This is a genomic window from Proteus sp. CD3 (genome assembly GCF_008808075.1).
In the GTDB taxonomy this organism is placed as follows: Bacteria; Pseudomonadota; Gammaproteobacteria; order Enterobacterales; family Enterobacteriaceae; genus Proteus; species Proteus appendicitidis.
The window spans coordinates 2,091,353-2,108,979 of the sequence record NZ_CP019686.1 but is presented as its reverse complement, the minus strand read 5'-3'; the positions used below and the strand labels follow the sequence as shown (position 1 = coordinate 2,108,979).

The 17,627-nt window shown below is 38.0% G+C and carries 11 protein-coding genes and 1 riboswitch; of the genes, 7 read left to right on the top strand and 4 right to left on the bottom strand.

Going from position 1 to position 17,627, the window contains the following annotated elements; genetic code table 11:
• Positions 1-203: 203 nt before the first annotated feature.
• Positions 204-380 (top strand): PhoP/PhoQ regulator MgrB, encoded by a 177-nt coding sequence (gene mgrB / locus BTA34_RS18375; protein ID WP_164996175.1) that lies wholly within the window; start codon positions 204-206, stop codon positions 378-380.
• A gap of 149 nt (positions 381-529) precedes the next feature.
• Positions 530-1,912 (top strand): amino acid permease, encoded by a 1,383-nt coding sequence (locus tag BTA34_RS09565; RefSeq protein WP_151435443.1) that lies wholly within the window; start codon positions 530-532, stop codon positions 1,910-1,912.
• A gap of 105 nt (positions 1,913-2,017) precedes the next feature.
• Here BTA34_RS09565 and pagP read toward each other — a convergent pair whose 3' ends face one another.
• Positions 2,018-2,653, bottom strand: a complete 636-nt coding sequence (gene pagP, locus BTA34_RS09560) for a lipid IV(A) palmitoyltransferase PagP (protein WP_151435442.1) — start codon at positions 2,651-2,653, stop codon at positions 2,018-2,020.
• A 613-nt stretch (positions 2,654-3,266) separates the two neighbouring features.
• Entirely contained in the window at positions 3,267-3,911 is a 645-nt protein-coding gene (locus BTA34_RS09555; protein WP_151435441.1) for a hypothetical protein, read from the bottom strand.
• A gap of 316 nt (positions 3,912-4,227) precedes the next feature.
• Positions 4,228-4,316: riboswitch (TPP riboswitch) on the top strand.
• Between the two features lie 51 nt (positions 4,317-4,367).
• Here BTA34_RS09555 and thiD point away from each other — a divergent pair.
• The 5 genes from thiD to BTA34_RS09530 all read left to right on the top strand — a co-directional run bounded on the left by thiD (position 4,368) and on the right by BTA34_RS09530 (position 15,451).
• Positions 4,368-5,165, top strand: a complete 798-nt coding sequence (thiD, locus tag BTA34_RS09550) for a bifunctional hydroxymethylpyrimidine kinase/phosphomethylpyrimidine kinase (protein ID WP_151435440.1) — start codon at positions 4,368-4,370, stop codon at positions 5,163-5,165.
• A gap of 158 nt (positions 5,166-5,323) precedes the next feature.
• Positions 5,324-7,168, top strand: a complete 1,845-nt coding sequence (locus BTA34_RS09545; RefSeq protein ID WP_151435439.1) for an AAA family ATPase — start codon at positions 5,324-5,326, stop codon at positions 7,166-7,168.
• A complete protein-coding gene (locus BTA34_RS09540) occupies positions 7,162-7,791 on the top strand; it encodes a 4Fe-4S single cluster domain-containing protein (protein ID WP_151435438.1) in 630 nt (209 codons plus the stop codon). The genes BTA34_RS09545 and BTA34_RS09540 overlap by 7 nt, the downstream gene beginning before the upstream one ends.
• Positions 7,792-7,808: 17 nt before the next feature.
• Entirely contained in the window at positions 7,809-14,063 is a 6,255-nt protein-coding gene (locus BTA34_RS09535) for a protein kinase domain-containing protein (RefSeq protein ID WP_151435437.1), read from the top strand.
• On the top strand, positions 14,060-15,451 hold the full coding sequence (locus tag BTA34_RS09530) for a hypothetical protein (RefSeq protein WP_151435436.1): 1,392 nt from the start codon (positions 14,060-14,062) through the stop codon (positions 15,449-15,451). The genes BTA34_RS09535 and BTA34_RS09530 overlap by 4 nt, the downstream gene beginning before the upstream one ends.
• Positions 15,452-15,499: 48 nt before the next feature.
• Here BTA34_RS09530 and fbaB read toward each other — a convergent pair whose 3' ends face one another.
• Together fbaB and yegS are read right to left on the bottom strand one after the other, a co-directional pair.
• Positions 15,500-16,549 (bottom strand): class I fructose-bisphosphate aldolase, encoded by a 1,050-nt coding sequence (gene fbaB / locus BTA34_RS09525; RefSeq protein WP_151435435.1) that lies wholly within the window; start codon positions 16,547-16,549, stop codon positions 15,500-15,502.
• A gap of 49 nt (positions 16,550-16,598) precedes the next feature.
• Positions 16,599-17,492: a lipid kinase YegS gene (gene yegS / locus BTA34_RS09520; protein WP_151435434.1), complete on the bottom strand. Its 894-nt coding sequence runs from the start codon at positions 17,490-17,492 to the stop codon at positions 16,599-16,601.
• Positions 17,493-17,627 lie beyond the last annotated feature (135 nt).

The following is a 17,627-nucleotide window of genomic DNA, read 5'->3' as shown; positions in this document are numbered from 1 at the left end:
AATATAAGGTCATTTTACATACAGTTTAGAGCGAAATAATGCAAATTATCTGAAATCTGTCGAGGAAGCGTTTACCTTTCATAATGAAAGTTATGCTAAATTTACTCATAGAGATAATTGATTGCGAATTTTATAACAACAACTCCCTGTCTTGTTATCGTATTTAAGCGAATGCTTATAATGTGATAAGTCATACTAACAAAATGTATTTAAAGGATTTTAAATTGAACGCAAAGAAAATAATTATTAGCTTAATTATTGCATTAGCCATTACCTTTGGCCTCTATCTTGTGGCTTTAGATAATTTTTGCGATCGAGGAGAGGATTTCCAACAAGGTCTTTGTCGCTTTACCACATTATTCCCCTCTAAACATCACTAAAAGATAGCTTTTCTTATTATTTTTCGCCTAGCATAAAATGTATTTGTTATTCAAGTCAGAATAGTGTTTTAATGGGGGCTTGAAATAAACAAAATCGTAAATATTAGTTTACATGTTAAGTTGATAAAATAATAAAGAGAAGAGGATGTATGGCGAGAGAGTCGCAACAGACAGAACTTAAGCGCGGTCTGAAAAATCGACATATCCAGCTAATTGCGCTGGGTGGTGCTGTCGGCGCTGGTCTGTTTCTTGGTATAGCGCAAACTATTAATATGACAGGCCCCTCAGTAATATTAGGATATGCTATTGGTGGTTTTATTGCGTTTATGATCATGCGCCAATTAGGCGAAATGGTTGCCGAAGAGCCAGTTGCGGGTTCGTTTAGTCACTTTGCTAATAAATATTGGAGCCCATTTGCTGGCTTCTTATCTGGCTGGAACTATTGGGTGATGTTTATTCTTGTCGGTATGGCAGAATTAACCGCAGCAGGGAAATACATTAACTATTGGTTACCTGATATTCCTGTTTGGGTTTCCGTTGCTATCTTCTTTGTGGCAATCAACTTAATCAATTTGATTAACGTTAAAATGTATGGTGAAACAGAATTCTGGTTTGCCATTATTAAAGTGTTGGCGATTGTTGGTATGATTTTATTTGGGAGCTACTTACTGGCAAGTGGTAATGGTGGTCCTCAAGCTTCGGTTAGCAATTTATGGGAGCTAGGCTTTTTCCCTCATGGCTTTACGGGATTCATGTCTGCATTAGCCATTGTGATGTTCTCTTTTGGTGGACTCGAACTGGTGGGGATCACCGCGGCTGAAGCGGAAAACCCAAAAGTGAGCATTCCAAAAGCGACTAACCAAGTTGTTTATCGTATTTTAATTTTCTATATCGGTTCATTGTTAGTGTTACTTTCACTTTATCCTTGGACTCAAGTCGTAAAAGGTGAAAGCCCATTTGTTCTGATTTTCCATAACTTGGATAATTTCTTAATCGCGAATATTTTAAATGCCGTGGTATTAACTGCTGCACTGTCTGTTTATAACAGTGGTGTTTATTCTAATAGTCGTATGCTTTATGGCTTGGCAAAACAAGGTAATGCACCACATGTGCTTTCTCGTATTAATAAACGTGGTGTACCAGTAGTGTCATTACTATTGTCTGCGATTGCGACTTCATTAGGTATTTTAGTTAACTACTTATTACCTGATCAGGCTCTAGAACTATTAATGGCGTTGGTTGTAACCACGCTAGTACTTAACTGGATAATGATCTGTTTAGCGAATTTAAAATTCAGAGCAGCAAAAACCAAAGAGGGTGTAGAGCCTTTCTTTAAAGCACTTTGGTATCCATATGGTAACTATATCTGCCTGGCTTTCTTATGCATGATTTTAGTGATTATCTTATTTATGCCACAAGTGAATATTTCGGTAATTTTAATGCCATTCTGGATTGCGTTCTTATGGGTTGGATTTAAGATTTCCCGTATGAAGAAAATACCTAATAGCGCCCAAGCAAGCCAAGATATTTAAATATTACTGACTTATTGGGATAATAAAAAAACGCATCATTAAGATGCGTTTTTTTATGTTCTATTTTTATTATCTGCAATTATTTTGAGCGGAAAAAATAAAAAATTACTGCCAACGTAACCAAGCAAATAACACATTACCATTGTTATAAGTACCAGGAACATAAGTGGCTTGTAATGAAAGATGTCCGTAACCGACAGAAACTAACGGTAACGGGAGTGGCATAGGAATATAGTTGTATTCATGGCGTGCTGTAATACTTAGTGTAAAACCTGCGCCCATACGAAATCCATCTTTATCACCGGGATACCACATTTTCTCAAAACCATAACCCATAATAGGCTGTACACGGTTATTAGAGTCCATAAATGCCATCGCATAAAGAGAGTGCCAATCACCATCGTTGTCATAACGATATTTACCCATACCAAAACCCCAAGGTGTTTCGTTATAGCGATCCGTTTTTTCTTTATCGTAAGTAAAACGATTATGCCAAGTCCATACAGGCAAATAGTAGTTATATTGGTCATTGTCCCAAGTTTGATTGACATTACGTTTGAATTTTCCCCAGTAGCTCTCTTCATTATTAGATTGAGATGGATTACTGGTGATTTGTTGGTTTTCTGTCGTAATAATCTGATGGATATTGGAATTATTTTCAGAAGCGAAAGCAGACGTTGTTAATGCAAGAGACAACAGCGTTGTGGCTAATACGCTAGGGTGAAAATAGGATGATGACATAATATAACTCCGAGTACGGCATAAACAGTGATTCTGGTGATGACAAATAAACATTACTAATAGTGTTATTTAATCGACAAGTATTTAAGATAAGAGGTATCTGAAACTTTACTTCTTAAATAAAATCTTAAGGGATTAGAATCGGTTAAGAAGAAAACAAATAGATTTATTGTACTTATGAACGTAATTTTTTCTGATATTAAATACTATTATTTTTTATGATAATGTATTGTTTTTAATGAAAAATTAAGTTTTTATTAGATTGCTAATAAATAGCTGATAAATAAGGTTAAAGAGAAATAATTTTAGGTTGGTCATTTTCAACAGCAAAATTCCATAAAATAGCTATTTTTATGACTTAATGAAAATATTGAGATAAATTTAATATCAATAACATTAGGTTATAAAAAGAGATTAATTTCCAGCGGATAATAGAGTAACGAATAAGAAGAGTTAAATAAAAAAAAGAAAAAAACAGAGGTTGGTTTATAAAACGTTTAGGTTTAACCGTTAACAACAGGAGTGCAGTCTGTTTTTTATACAGATAATCCTATGGTGAGAGAGTGCAAATTAAAGAATTGTTGCTTACACTCTCTCAACGGGAAGAAAGCATTTATTGAGATAATTTTTCTTGGCTAATAACAAGGAGTCGGTGAGTATGAGTATCACGATCCTTACCCCAGCAGAAAGCGTCCCAATTTTCATAAAGATCATCAGTATCTTTCACTACTGTTAGAGGACGGTTTTCTTCTGTTCCATCTGAAATATAAACATTAAGGTGAGCAGTAAAAGCCCAATCAATCATTGTTTCCCAAAAACGCTTACCTGCACCGGTTTGCTCTTCATCAGAAACAACAATGTTGTATGTTTTAAGTAAATAACTAAAGAAGTGTCTAGGGAGATATCTTGTCGCAATATCATGTTCTTCAGAAACAGTTCGCCATACTTTAACTTGGGTACATGTTGTTTTACTAAATATAATGTCTTTGCGAAAAATAAGCTCTACAAGATAAACTGTTTCAGGTGCATTGGTAGTTGAAATTAAACGATATTGATTGCGTTTTAAAGATTTAACAAAACGATACCCATTAGGGATGCTATATTCTGGTAATACAAAGTCTTCCACACCTTTTTCAAGGAATTCTTTTGTATGATCAATATTTCTAGAGTGAATTTTCAACTTTACATTAAAATCTGCATCAGGAATAAGATAAGGCATTGATTGTCCATTATTCTGTTGCGATGGTTCATTTTTCATTTAGCCCCTCCGCATTGTGTGATTGTCCAGAAATGCATTATAAATACCTCATCTAGCAGATAATATATCGATTGTCGTTAAAACGAACAAAATAATTTATTTTATTCTTCTTATTTAAATATAGCTAAAATATATTCCTTAAATTGATGTGTCATGCAATAGAAGCCATCGGCTTAGTATTTATTATATACAACCTTAGCTGATTTATCTTACTGAATCACAAATCTCAACAATAGAGGATCTATAGATTGAGATGAGCTATCAAGCTAGCTTCTTTATCTTGAGCATGCGATACTCGTTATCGCCTGAATTTACAGGCTTTGGCTCGGGGCGCCTTATGGCTGAGATGAACCCGTATAACCTGATCTGGATAATGCCAGCGTAGGGAAGTCAAGGTAACTCTGCTGATTAACAGAGCCCGACTTTTCTGTAACTGGTGAAAGGAGGAGTTAATCAGTGAGATTCAATGCATTGTCTATCGCAGGCACCGATCCCAGTGGTGGTGCAGGTATTCAGGCCGATCTGAAAACATTTTCCGCACTGGGTGTATATGGCACAACAGTAATGACAGCACTTGTTGCTCAAAATACCTGTGGTGTCCGTAGTGTCTATGATTTATCCCCTGATTTTGTTGCCGCTCAATTAGATGCGGTCTTATCTGATGTTCGAATTGATAGTGCCAAAATTGGCATGCTTTCTAATGCTTCGATTATTGACGTAGTTTGTGACAAGCTTCAGCAATATGCGATCCCTTTTGTTGTACTTGATACCGTGATGATTGCAAAAAGTGGTGATCCTCTATTACAGCCTGATGCGGTTAATAAAATGGTCACTCAGCTTTTGCCTCTGGTTGATTTGATCACGCCTAATTTGCCCGAAGCGGCAGCACTGCTAGGTTGTGAAGTCGCTAAAGATGAAATAACGATGAAACAACAAGGCTATGCATTACTAAAGCAAGGATGCAATGCGGTGTTGATGAAAGGTGGACATTTAACGGAAAATGAAAGCCCTGATTGGTTATTTACGCAAGATGGCGAGTGGCGATTTACTTCCAAACGCGTTAATACGAAAAATACCCACGGCACAGGATGTACACTTTCAGCGGCTTTAGCTGCTATTCGCCCTCAAGTTTCTAACTGGCAAACTTGTGTTGAACAAGCAAAAGTCTATTTACAGCAAGCATTAGAATATGCCGACAGCTTAGAAGTTGGGCAAGGTTTCGGCCCTGTACATCATTTTCATCGCTGGTGGTAATGTTGCTTACAACAACACTTATCTTAAATAGAGCCGCTATGGCTCTATTCTCATTTTTATGATCGGACTCTTCAAATAATTAACACTGCTTTTAATATAAACAGCCTGTATATCGAGGAATTAGGGTAAGATATAGCTTATTTTCAGTAAGGGATGATATGAATACTACTTTTCAAAAACCACGCTGGTTACGCGATTTACTTCGTTTTATTCCATTGAAAAGCCAGTTTGTGTTATTTGGTAATGTGCGTGACTTACAAGCTAGTGAAGTTACGCCTAATGTTATAACGCCACTGCCTTTTAACCAGACAGTTTATAACAGTTTGTATGAAGTGGGTTACGTTCATATCATCACTTATACGCCATTAACGGGGTTTCAATGGGTCGCTAATCCTACACACTCTTTGCAAGATGGCGCAATGTTGATGCAACAATTAGGATTAACCGTTACGGGCGATCGTGCATCAGGTAATATTGATAGCTTAAATAGTGTATTAGAAAAATGGCAAACAATAACAGGTCAGCCGATTGCGTTATGTATTGATTTCGCTTCTTGCTTGCTTTCTCATCGTGATAATCTGATGCCTGCCGAACATAGCTTATTTACACGAGCATTAGTGACTTCTCATCAAGCGAGAGCAAGACCTGCTGGCGAACATAATCAACCTTTCTTTAATAGCGTTTTTTGGATAGTGGAAAAAGAAACCGATTTACCCGATTGGTTTACCGTTAATAATCCTCGAATTCGAGCCATTCCTGTTGCAAAACCCGATAGTCAGATCCGCAGAGCGCTAGCGCCAAATTTATTGGTGTCATTGGCAGGGTTTTCATCGCTTATTGAAAGTGAAAAAGAACTGATCCTTAATGATTTTATCGATGAAACAGAAGGGCTATTACTGCTAGATTTAGTGGCGATTGTGCAATTAGCGCGAATTGAAGAAGTTGGAATAACGCGAATTAGTGATGCAGTAAGACGTTACAAAGTGGGGATCACCGAAGATCCGTGGCAAAAAATCGATAAACAAAAAATTCGTAATGCACCACAAGTTATACAACGTCGCGTTAAAGGGCAACAACATGCTGTGACGCATTTATTAGATATTATTAAGCGCGCAATGATGGGCGTGGGCAGCAATAAAGGGGGAAGACCTCGAGGAGTGCTGTTTTTAGCCGGACCAACTGGTGTGGGGAAAACTGAGTTAGCAAAAACGGTTACTCAACTGCTTTTCGGTGATGAAAGTGCTTATATTCGCTTTGATATGTCTGAATTTAGTGCCGAACATGCTGATCAACGTTTGATTGGTGCGCCTCCAGGTTATGTGGGTTATGACTCTGGTGGTGAATTAACCAATGCGATTCGCGAAAAGCCTTTTAGCGTTGTGTTATTTGATGAGATAGAAAAAGCGCATCCTCATTTAATGGATAAATTCCTACAGATTATTGATGATGGGGTATTAACGTCAGGGCGTGGTGATCGCGTTTATTTTTCTGAAGCATTAATTATATTTACTTCAAATCTTGGGATCTACCATGTTGATAATAATGGTGAAAGAGTGGCGAATGTTCTGCCTCATGAACCTTTTGAAAATGTCAGCCGTAAAGTAAAAAGTGAAATAGAGCGCCACTTTAAATTGGTTTTAAATCGACCTGAATTATTAAACCGTATTGGTGAAAATATTATTGTATTTGATTTTATTCGAGAAGATGTTGCGGAGCAGATATTTGAACAAATGGTCGCAAATATCCTATCTAGCCTTGATAAACAATCACTCAGATTGTCGATATCAGAAACGGCTAAATCGACGTTAAAATTCTACTGTTTATCTGATTTATCAAATGGCGGTCGTGGTATTCGCAACCAATTAGAGATTTATTTAATTAATCCACTCTCAAGAGCTATTTTTGATAGTGATTTGGCAATAGAAAAAGCTTATCAAATTGCAGATATTCAGATAGGTGAAATGACCAATATTATTTTGGTGCCACAGGTAAATGAATGTTGATCAGTTTATCGCGAATTCATTTTCCAGTGACAACATTAGGACCAGGAAAACGAATTGGTATCTGGTTTCAAGGATGCTCTTTGCGCTGTAAAGGCTGCTTATCGCCAGATACATGGGAAAGAAAAACCGCAAGCACCACGGTTGATGCGATTATTCAACAAATTCAACCTTGGTTTTCATTTGCTGATGGTATTACGATTTCTGGCGGTGAACCTTTTGAACAACCAGAAGCGCTTTATGCATTATTAACGGCTTTACGTCAGCAATTTTCGGGAGATATTTTTATTTACAGTGGTTATCACTGGAATGAGATAGAGCCACAAGTCACTAAAATGTCAGGCTTAATTGATGCGTTAATGAGTGGTCGATATCAAGTTGAAAATACGCAAAGTTTGATGTTACGAGGCAGTGATAATCAGCAACTTCATTGTTTAACAGCGATGGGGCGTGCGCGTTTTAGTGCTTTTGACAGAAGTGTAACCGAAGAAGACAAAGTGCTTGATCTCTCACTGGATAACCAAGGGCGTATTTATCTTACCGGTATTCCTCAAAAGGGCGATATGGCTCGTTTGCGTGAAGTATTAGCACAACAAGATACTCAATTAAAACAGATAAAAAGATAAGAGAGATGGAATAAAGGATGACCATGATACGTTTTTGTCCTCACTGCCAAACGGAGCGCCAATTAACTGAGATTTTCTGTGCAGGACAGATTAATGATAAACCGTGTGGATGGGATCTAACGATTGAACCTATTCATGAATCAGGTTGGCGTCCATCTCCTCCTATATCTTCATCTCCTTCCATTGAGGCATCTACGGTAATCCCCGATCTTAATCATTTTCAGCCTCGCAAGTGTGTCAACGGACATTTGATGGGAGAAGACGATTTTATCTGTTTTGAATGTGGTGCTGATCCAGCGGATGAGATTGAAAATAACGACATTACTGATAATGAAACGTTTAGATTGATTGGTGATTGGCGTCTTGAACAACGTATCAATTCTATTAATAGCGAAAGAGAACGCTACAACGTAAGCAATATCAAAACAGAACAAGAGGGCGTATTAACACTCTATCTTAAAGGTGAAGAGCCTGATCCTGCTATTTATCAAGTCTTAAATCTGATCTCTACTGACCATATACCCGTGTTTTATGAAACGGGTAGATGGGAAAACCGAGCTTGGCATGTTACCGAGCGATTAGATGGTGGTTCACTAAGCCAATTTATTGAACGTGGTGATTTTTGGCAACCGAATGAAATTAATGCATTAGTCTCAGAATTAGGTACGGCTATTGCGGCATTAACAGAACATGGTGTGCGCCATCGTGCGTTAAAGCCCTCCAATTTGATGATCCGCACTCGCGAACCCCTTGATATTGTGGTGATTGAATATGGTTCGGCATGTTTATCTGAATTTGATCTCGATATTGTCTCTCCGCTTGAAATTTCACGTTATAGTGCGCCAGAAATATTAGCGGGTGGCGTTTCGGCAGCATCAGATTGGTGGAGTTTAGGGATAATTTTACTTGAGCAATTAACGCAAGGAGCCTGTTTTAAACATATCCATGATAATGCGTTTTTAATTCAAGTAATGACCAATGGTGTTGAGCTACCAGATGATTTAGATCCTAATATTCAATTACTTTTACGTGGTCTACTCTGTCGTGATCGCTTTCAACGCTGGCAATGGAATGAAGTCAATGCGTGGCTACAAGGCTTAGCGGTACAAGCGCCAGAAATTAATCGCAACAATGAAAATCAGCAATATTATCAATTTCAATTTGCAGATCAGCCTTTTAATCAACCTGATGCATTTGCAATGGTAGCTGCCCAAGAGCAATACTGGGATCAAGCAACGGAATTACTTATTCATGGTGAAATCACGACTTGGTTAAGCCAATTTGATAATAGTGGCAAACAAGTTGCCCAATTGCAGTCATTAGTTGAAAAACAAGATATTGAGCCAGATTTACGTTTTACACTCGCGCTACGAATTTTAAATCCTAATATGCCATTGATTTATCGTGGCGAGATCATCACTCCTGCATGGCTTTTAGAGCACCCCTTATTAGGTTATCAATTAATTTGTCAGCCTCTTGCCACTGAACTGCAATCTATTGATGAAACGCATTGGCTTGTTCAGCTTTATTATCGTCAATGCACTGTTCGTGAAAGAGCACAGCAACAACGTATTCCATTAAATGAAGAAAGCTTACAGCTTTATTTGTTAATCACTTCTTTAAGTCAATTAGTGGCGCGTTGGGAAATTATTCGTGCAGAATTTCCAGATACTTATAATGAAAATCTACGTGCTTTAATCGATCGTAAGAATATGCATGAAAATGACTATATTTTGTTATTAAGTGCAGAGATTGGGCAATATATCACGTTAGATTCACTGGTGAATAATGCGGCTAAATTAGCCAGAGATCTGGCTATTAAGACGTTTGATAAACAACAAGCTAAAGTATTATTAGCCACACCGCGATATCAACTTATTGAACAGCTTAGCGAAAGAATAGGGGATTTTAAGCGCGTTAATCACGATATTATTGATAGGTGGGCTGATGATTTTCTCTTAACGCGCAGATTGCCTCTTGAACATATTATTGTGATGCTTTGTATTCCCGTTGAGAAATGGCAAGTACCTGAATCGCAAAAATATATTTTAGAAGTGTTACATTTTTTTGCTAAAAAATTAGTTTCTACAAGTCAACGCGGTAATTTAGTCAGAATGCGTTTAACACCCAATGCAGGGCGCGTTGATTTAACCGAATGCAGTTTTGATAATGAAAAAGCGACAAACTTACTTGAGCATTTAATTAACCGTAAGAAAAGATTGTTTTCATTAGAAGGCGAAGTCTTACGTCAACGTGAAAAATTAAATAACCGCTTGTGGATCTTACAACTTAATACTCAGTCTTACCAACGAGATACGGGTATTAATGGCATGTATTTAGGCTTTCCTTTTTTAGTGCTAAATACGCAACCCAATAAAATAAAGCCACGTATTGCCCCGCTTTTCTTGTGGCCTGTTTCAATGAATATTTTGGGTGGCGCTCAAGGTGCGGTGCAAATTGCGTTTGATACAGAGCGTGCATCGGTACGTTTAAATCCAGCCCTTGCAAACTTTATCGGTATTCCTACGGTTAATGAATGGCAAAAAGTACTCGATAGCTTAATGTCACAAACGGGCTTGAGTGTCAGTGAAATGATGCTCACGCTCTCGTCTTTATTAACCACGTCAGATCATACATTAAGCCCCTTACCTTCATTAACTGAAGAAATACCAGAAAACAGTGCTTATATTCATTGTTCTGCGGTGTTATTTCACACCTCTTTTATTGGGCAAATGATAAGTGCTGATCTACAACAAATTGCCCATTTACCTATTAACGGCACTGCTCTTGCCACTATGCTGAAAGTGAATACGACAGCACAAGCTTTAGAAACACAAGAGACACTAACAGATAACTATTTGTTGTCGTTGGCAGATCCTTCTCAAAATACCATTATTCAAGCGGCAAGAAAGCAAACAGGATTATTGATAGAAGGACCTCCGGGAACAGGAAAAAGCCAAACTATTGTTAACTTAATTGCTGATGCAATAGGGCGACAAAAAACAGCGCTTGTGCTGTGTCAAAAGCCTGCCGCTTTAGATGTGGTTTATAAACGATTAGTGGCTAATGGCTTACAAGATAGAGTATTGATTATTCATCAAAACCCTAAAGGGCGAGAGATTATTTCAGCGATCAGAGAGCAACTGGCATTAGAGTATAAACGACAACTGATCGCAGATGTTAAGCAAGACACACCGTTTAATCGTGATAGAACACTTAACTTAATTCAATTTTATGAAACAACGTTAGATAGTTACTATAAAGCGTTATATCTAACGGATAAACAATATGATTATTCATATCGAGAAGTGTTATCTGGATTACTCGAATTAGAGTCACAACAAAAGTGGGCTACAAGTTCGGATGAATTAAATGCCTTGCTTTCTCAATATAATAAAGCAACGTTTATTCAGCTTATCGATAATTTAACGTTATATGGTTTAGATTGGTATGCGATTAATTATGAAAACACGCCATTAAATAACGTTGCTTTATTTTTGCCTGACAGCACGTTATATCGCCAATTTAATGAAAATATTACGCGATTTATTGAAGCAGAAAAACAGCGCGATACGGCATATAGCTTACCTTATCAACAAATCACAATCGATAAATTAACCACTCACGAAACAGCACTCATGCAGTGCAAACAGCAATTAAAAAATTGTAATGATCAACAATGGAATAATTTATCGCGTTGGCTAACGCTGTTTTTAAATGAACAAGGTAAGCAAAATAAAGGAGAGCAGTTGATTGCTCAATTAGAGCAATTAGCAACACGTTTACAGCAAATTGATAGTGAAAGTAGTGATCCTTTGATTTTCCGCTTACTTGCTCCGTTAGATAATGCCACATTAGCAACGTTATCAAGAGCCGTAGCTGATAAATTAAAGCCTTCGTTTTTACGTTTCTTAAATCCTTATTATTATAGTCGAAACAGTAAGTTAAAAAACTTTATTGCGCAAAGTGGTAAAGAAGATAAGGTTGAACATTATATAACGCTACACAAAACGATCACCACAGAACAACAATGGCGTTTGTTGTATCAAGAGTTGCAACCTATTTATCAACAACTAGGGCTAGAACAGCACCTTGAACAACAAAATACGCAGTGGCAGAACACAATCAGTACGGTGATGACTCAGCTTAAAGCCTGTGGTGATGATATCGCGCTATTAGCGTTATATCCTCAACCTGAACATTTTATTGAGTCGATTCAATCAGCGAAAAAACAGGGCTTTGAACAGCAATGTTTAGAAATTGAGAATGCCATTATTCGTGCTAAAACACAGCAAACTAGCCTTGATAAACTAGTGGGTTTACAAGAAACACTTACCGATCTCTGCTATCAACAATTTTATGGTGCGATCAATAAAGGTGAATTGCTGACAACCCAATTACAGCAATTAGCACTCAGCTTGCCTGCTTTAAGTCAATTTCAGTTATTCCGACAAAGAACGACACATTTTTCACCCAATGATTGGCAAGTTTTAGCATTATCACGCCAGTTGGTTGATGAAAACTCGTCCTCTGATCCTATCGATCTTTTAAAAGCGACATTGAGCTATCTGTTTTATAGCGTTGTCAGAACGGACATTGAAATAAAAAATCCGGTATTAAAGACTCAGTCTGAACAATTGCAGAAATATATTGAGCAACTGACAGAGAGCTATCAGCAATTACAGCAAACTAATCGTGCGTTATTAACGGAAAATATCGAATTATCGAGAATTGAAAATGCGCGTCATTGGGAAAAAATAACACGTTTAACTGGGCCTAGAGCATTACGATTACGTGAATTTATTGATCAAGCAACGCAACTGGGATTGTTAAGATTACGTCCTATTTGGCTGATGACACCGGATGTGGCAAGCCAAATATTACCTTTACAAGCAGGGCTTTTTGACAGTGTTATTTATGATGAAGCCTCACAAATGCCGATTGAATTTGCATTACCAACGTTATATCGCGGTAAACAAGCTATTGTAAGTGGTGATGAGAAACAGATGCCGCCTTCCTCTTTTTTCAGCGGTAAATTTAATGAAAATGAAGACGATGAAGATAACGATAACGAGGAAGATGAACAACAAGAGAAAAGCAGTGAACAATGGGACTCCAGTCAAATTTGCCATTGCCCTGATTTACTTCACCTCGCTCGAACAGTATTGCCTATTCATACGTTAGATATTCATTATCGCTCAGCATTTCGAGAGCTAATTAATTTCTCAAATTATGCCTTTTACGAGAATCGGCTAAATATTCCTGCTCAACACTCAGCAAAAACCATTGATACAGTAAAACCGCTGCATTTCATGGCTATCAATGGTACTTATGTCAATCAAACCAATGAAAAAGAGGCTTTGGCGATCGTTGAGCATTTAGCAACCTTATGGCAGATGCCTTTTGATAAACGTCCGTCTGTCGGCGTGGTGACGTTTAACCAAAAACAAGCTCAATTAATTAATCAGCATATTCGTGATCGCAATGACTATGATGTGGATTTTTTAAAGGCTTACACTGAAGAAAGCGCGCGCTTGGATAACGATGAAGATATGTCGTTTTTTGTGAAAAACGTTGAAAATGTACAGGGTGACGAGCGAGATGTTATTTTGTTTTCGACAACGTTTGGTCGTAATGCACAAGGCACCTTTAGGCGTAATTTTGGTGTATTAGGGCAAACGGGAGGAGAGCGTCGTTTAAATGTCGCTATCACCAGAGCGAAAAAACAAGTGGTGATTATGTCATCAATGCCGATTGATGAAATCTCTGATTTATTAAGCACCAATAAACACCCTGAAATTCCGCGTGATTACTTACAAGGCTATTTAACTTACGCGAGTTATTGCCATCAGATTAATAAACAAGAGGAAAATAAACGTTTATTAGCCCGCTTATGTCGTACTCAAGCTAGTGTGGTAACTCAAGAGCAGATAAACGATCAATTTGTTATCGATGTCACTCGTTTTATTCAATCTCAGGGATATCATATTGCCCCCTCACAACAAGCGGGAATTTTCTCTTTTGACTGTTTAATTGAAGATGAGCGCCAAGGTAAATTACTGATGGGAATTGAGTGCGATATGCCACAACATGAGTGGTTATCTCAGGCTTGCGCGCGTGAGCTATGGCGAAAAGATATTTTGCGTAAAGTGGTGCCTTATCATTATCGTGTTTCGTTGACACAATGGTTTTATCATCGCCAAGAAGCGCAACAACAACTTCTTGAAGCCTTACAACATGCCTCTTTACTGAATGAAAAAGTGAGTGAATGATGAGTTCATCAGTACATTATATCTCTGTAAAAGAAACCAATGTTATCCGTTATCATCGACAATTAGCGAATAGCAAAAAACAATTCAAGCAATGGCGGGCATTGGTTGAACAGCTCACATATCAAGATGAAAGAGTGAGCCAAATTGAATCTACCTTTAATGCATTAGTGAAAGATAATCAGCAATTGGATGCATTAAGTGCTCAATCAGTGAGTGGATTAACGGATAAATTAAGCCAGTTTATTGCACCTTTACGACAAGATATGAAAAACTTACGAGAACAAGTACTTGAAGAAAAAGCGCTTGCACGTCATATCCAACAAAGCAAACAAAAATCATTGGCACTATTAAAACAATTAAAATCACAATTAGCATCTGACAGTATTTTAATCACTGAAATTGAACAGAGCGAAAATATCAGTGCTGAGGACATTAGCTTATTGCTATTTCGTGTCACGGGTGAAATTGAAGCGCAAAAAGCGCAACTCAGCCCTGCTCAAACTGAACTATTGACGCAATTAAAAGCGCAATCTGTATATAACCAACAATTATGGCAAAGTGGCGAGCCTCAAAGCCCCTTTGCACAACAATGTCATCAAATTGAATTGATGATTGAAAAATTACGGCTGGTGGGGAATGAAGCAGAAGCCAATGATAATGCAAACCAGCTTATTGAAATGCAAAAGCTTGTTAATAGCAAAGAGCAGGGTAGCAGTAAAGAACAGGATAATCGCAAAAAACTGCGTTTACTCGCAGATTCCATGATCATGAATATCGCTGAAAGCTTACGTAATAGCGTGAAGCATATTGAATTAATGGAAGAATTAACACGTTTATGTGCAGAGCTTGAAAGCTTTGATGATAAAGAGATGCTGACTCTTAGTCGAGATACAGAAGCGGTTGCTTCATTAGCAACCAATGAACAACTTGATGTAATGATCACAAAGTTAAAACAGTCCATTGAAATGCATGAACAGCAACTTTCAATGAAAAAACAATGTGAGGCGGTATTGGCTGGTTTAAGTGAATTAGGTTATGTGGTGCATGAAAATGCCGTAAATGCATGGCTTGATAAAGGGCAAGTTGTTGTGTCTCATGCCACAATTCCTGATTATGGTTTAGAGTTAGGCGGAAAACAGGCGCGTTTTCAAGCTAGAACGGTGGCGTTAACACATCAACGTGATACAACGCGAGATAAAGATGTTGATGCCATTTGGTGCAATCAGCATCAGCAATTACAATCGATTTTAGCGAAGTCTCATGCAGAGTTATTGATTGAGCGAGCATTGCCAGCAGGGCAAAATGCAATGAAAGTGATAGAGCGTGAAGATATGGCTCCTCAACATGCAATAACGCAAGTGCAAAAACCAAAAACATTTAGTCGCTAAACCATAAAAGCCACTCATTTGAGTGGCTTTCACATTTAAATCTATCGGTTAAGCAATAGTGACAGATTTATTCAGATAAACATCTTGTACTGCATTAATTAGCGCAACACCGTCTTTCATTGATTTCTTGAACGCTTTACGCCCTAAAATTAAACCCATACCACCTGCGCGTTTATTGATAACCGCAGTGCGTACAGCATCTTCAAGGTCATTATTACCTGAAGCGCCACCAGAGTTTATTAATCCTGCACGACCCATATAGCAGTTGGCTAATTGGTAACGGACTAAATCAATTGGGTTTTCAGTGGTGAGTTTTGTGTAAACGCGCTCATCAGTATGACCAAAACCAATTGCTTTAAAGCCACCGTTGTTTTCAGCCATTTTTTGTTTAACGATATCCGCGCCAATTGTCGCGGCTAAATGGTTTGCTTGACCGGTTAAGTCTGCACTTGCATGGTAATCTACACCATCTTTCTTAAAGGCTGGGTTGCGCAAATAAGCCCATAATACAGTGACCATACCTAATTCATGAGCGCGCTCAAAAGCCATTGAAATCTCTTCAATTTGGCGACGGCTTTCTTGTGAACCAAAGTAAATAGTCGCACCCACGGCAACAGCACCCATTTCAAAGGCTTGTTCTACACTGGCATACAGTGTTTGGTCATATTGCGCTGGGTAGCTTAGGGTTTCATTGTGATTTAATTTCACAAGAAAAGGGATTTTATGTGCATAGCGACGAGAAACAGAGGCAAGAACACCATAAGTAGAAGCAACACAGTTACAACCTGCTTCAATAGCTAATTCAACAATATTTTTTGGATCAAAATAGAGTGGATTTGCTGCAAAAGAGGCTGCGGCAGAGTGCTCCACACCTTGGTCAACAGGTAAAATAGACAGATAACCTGTTCCCGCTAAACGCCCGTGATTAAACAGGGTTTGCATTGAACGTAACACGCTATTAGGGCGATTGTTATCAATCATAACACGATCAACAAAGTCAGAACCTGGCAGGTAGAGATTTTCGCTTGGGATGGTTTGGCAACGATGTTCTAATAATGATTTTGCATCAGTACCTAACAAACTTACTATATCAGTCATTACATACTCCAGTTCATGATGAGATGAGAGTGATTGTCATTTATCTACACTAAGATAACAAGTCACATTGAGGCGGTAACCGGCAGTGGATCGCTTCAGGTAACACAATAAATTCAAATTTATTCCCTAAAAGGGGTTCTCCATCTAAATTAAATACCATTTCATGAGAAGCACTAATGTTTACCCAGCGACTTTCTCGCTCGATTATCTTGTCATTTTTCTTGCTATCAAACATGCTGCTTAAAATTGAGGGGAGAAGTTCGTGAGCTTCAACGATGGTAAGATTGAGTTTATTGTCATTAATTAAAGCTTCGGAACACAGTTTTTGTCCTCCACCCGCTTGACGTCCATTGCCGATAGCTAAAATAAGAGACTCACCTTCCCAGTGGAAATTTTCTGCTTCAATTGTGCAATGATCCGCTTTTAAAGCGTCAATACTTAAAAGACCATTAATAAAATAGGCAGCTCCACCTAATGCTGATTTTAAGGCTTCAGGGGTTTCTGTTGTGATCTTTGTTCCAAAGCCGCCTGTTGCCATATTGATAAAATAGTGAGTCTTATTAACGGCAATAATATCAATAGGTCTTGCACGACCTTTAACGGCTAAATTAAGTGCATTTTCCATATCACGAGGGATTTGTGCGCTGGTGGCAAAATCATTTGCTGTACCTAATGGAATAATACCAAGGGTTGGCGGCGATGAAGGTGATAAATGAATAAGTTCAGAAGCAACACGATTAATTGTGCCATCACCTCCCGCAGCAATCACCGTTTCAACATTTATATCAATAGCCTCTTGTACAAAACGCCGTACATCACAGGACTCCCAAGTAACCCTGACTTGGAGATCAAAACCTTCATCACGTAATTGGTAAACGGCTTTTCTCAATGCGTTATTATTCGCGTTTTTTCCATTAATGATTAGCAAACTAATTTTACTCATTGATGAGTTCCTTTAATTGAATCACTCTTTTAAAGGTAACGGATATCGAGAAAATTACTATTTTTTTTACAAATGATAACGAAAAAGGGCGTGTGTTTTAGACAAAAGGGCGTTGATAAGAAAGGGACAAAAAGA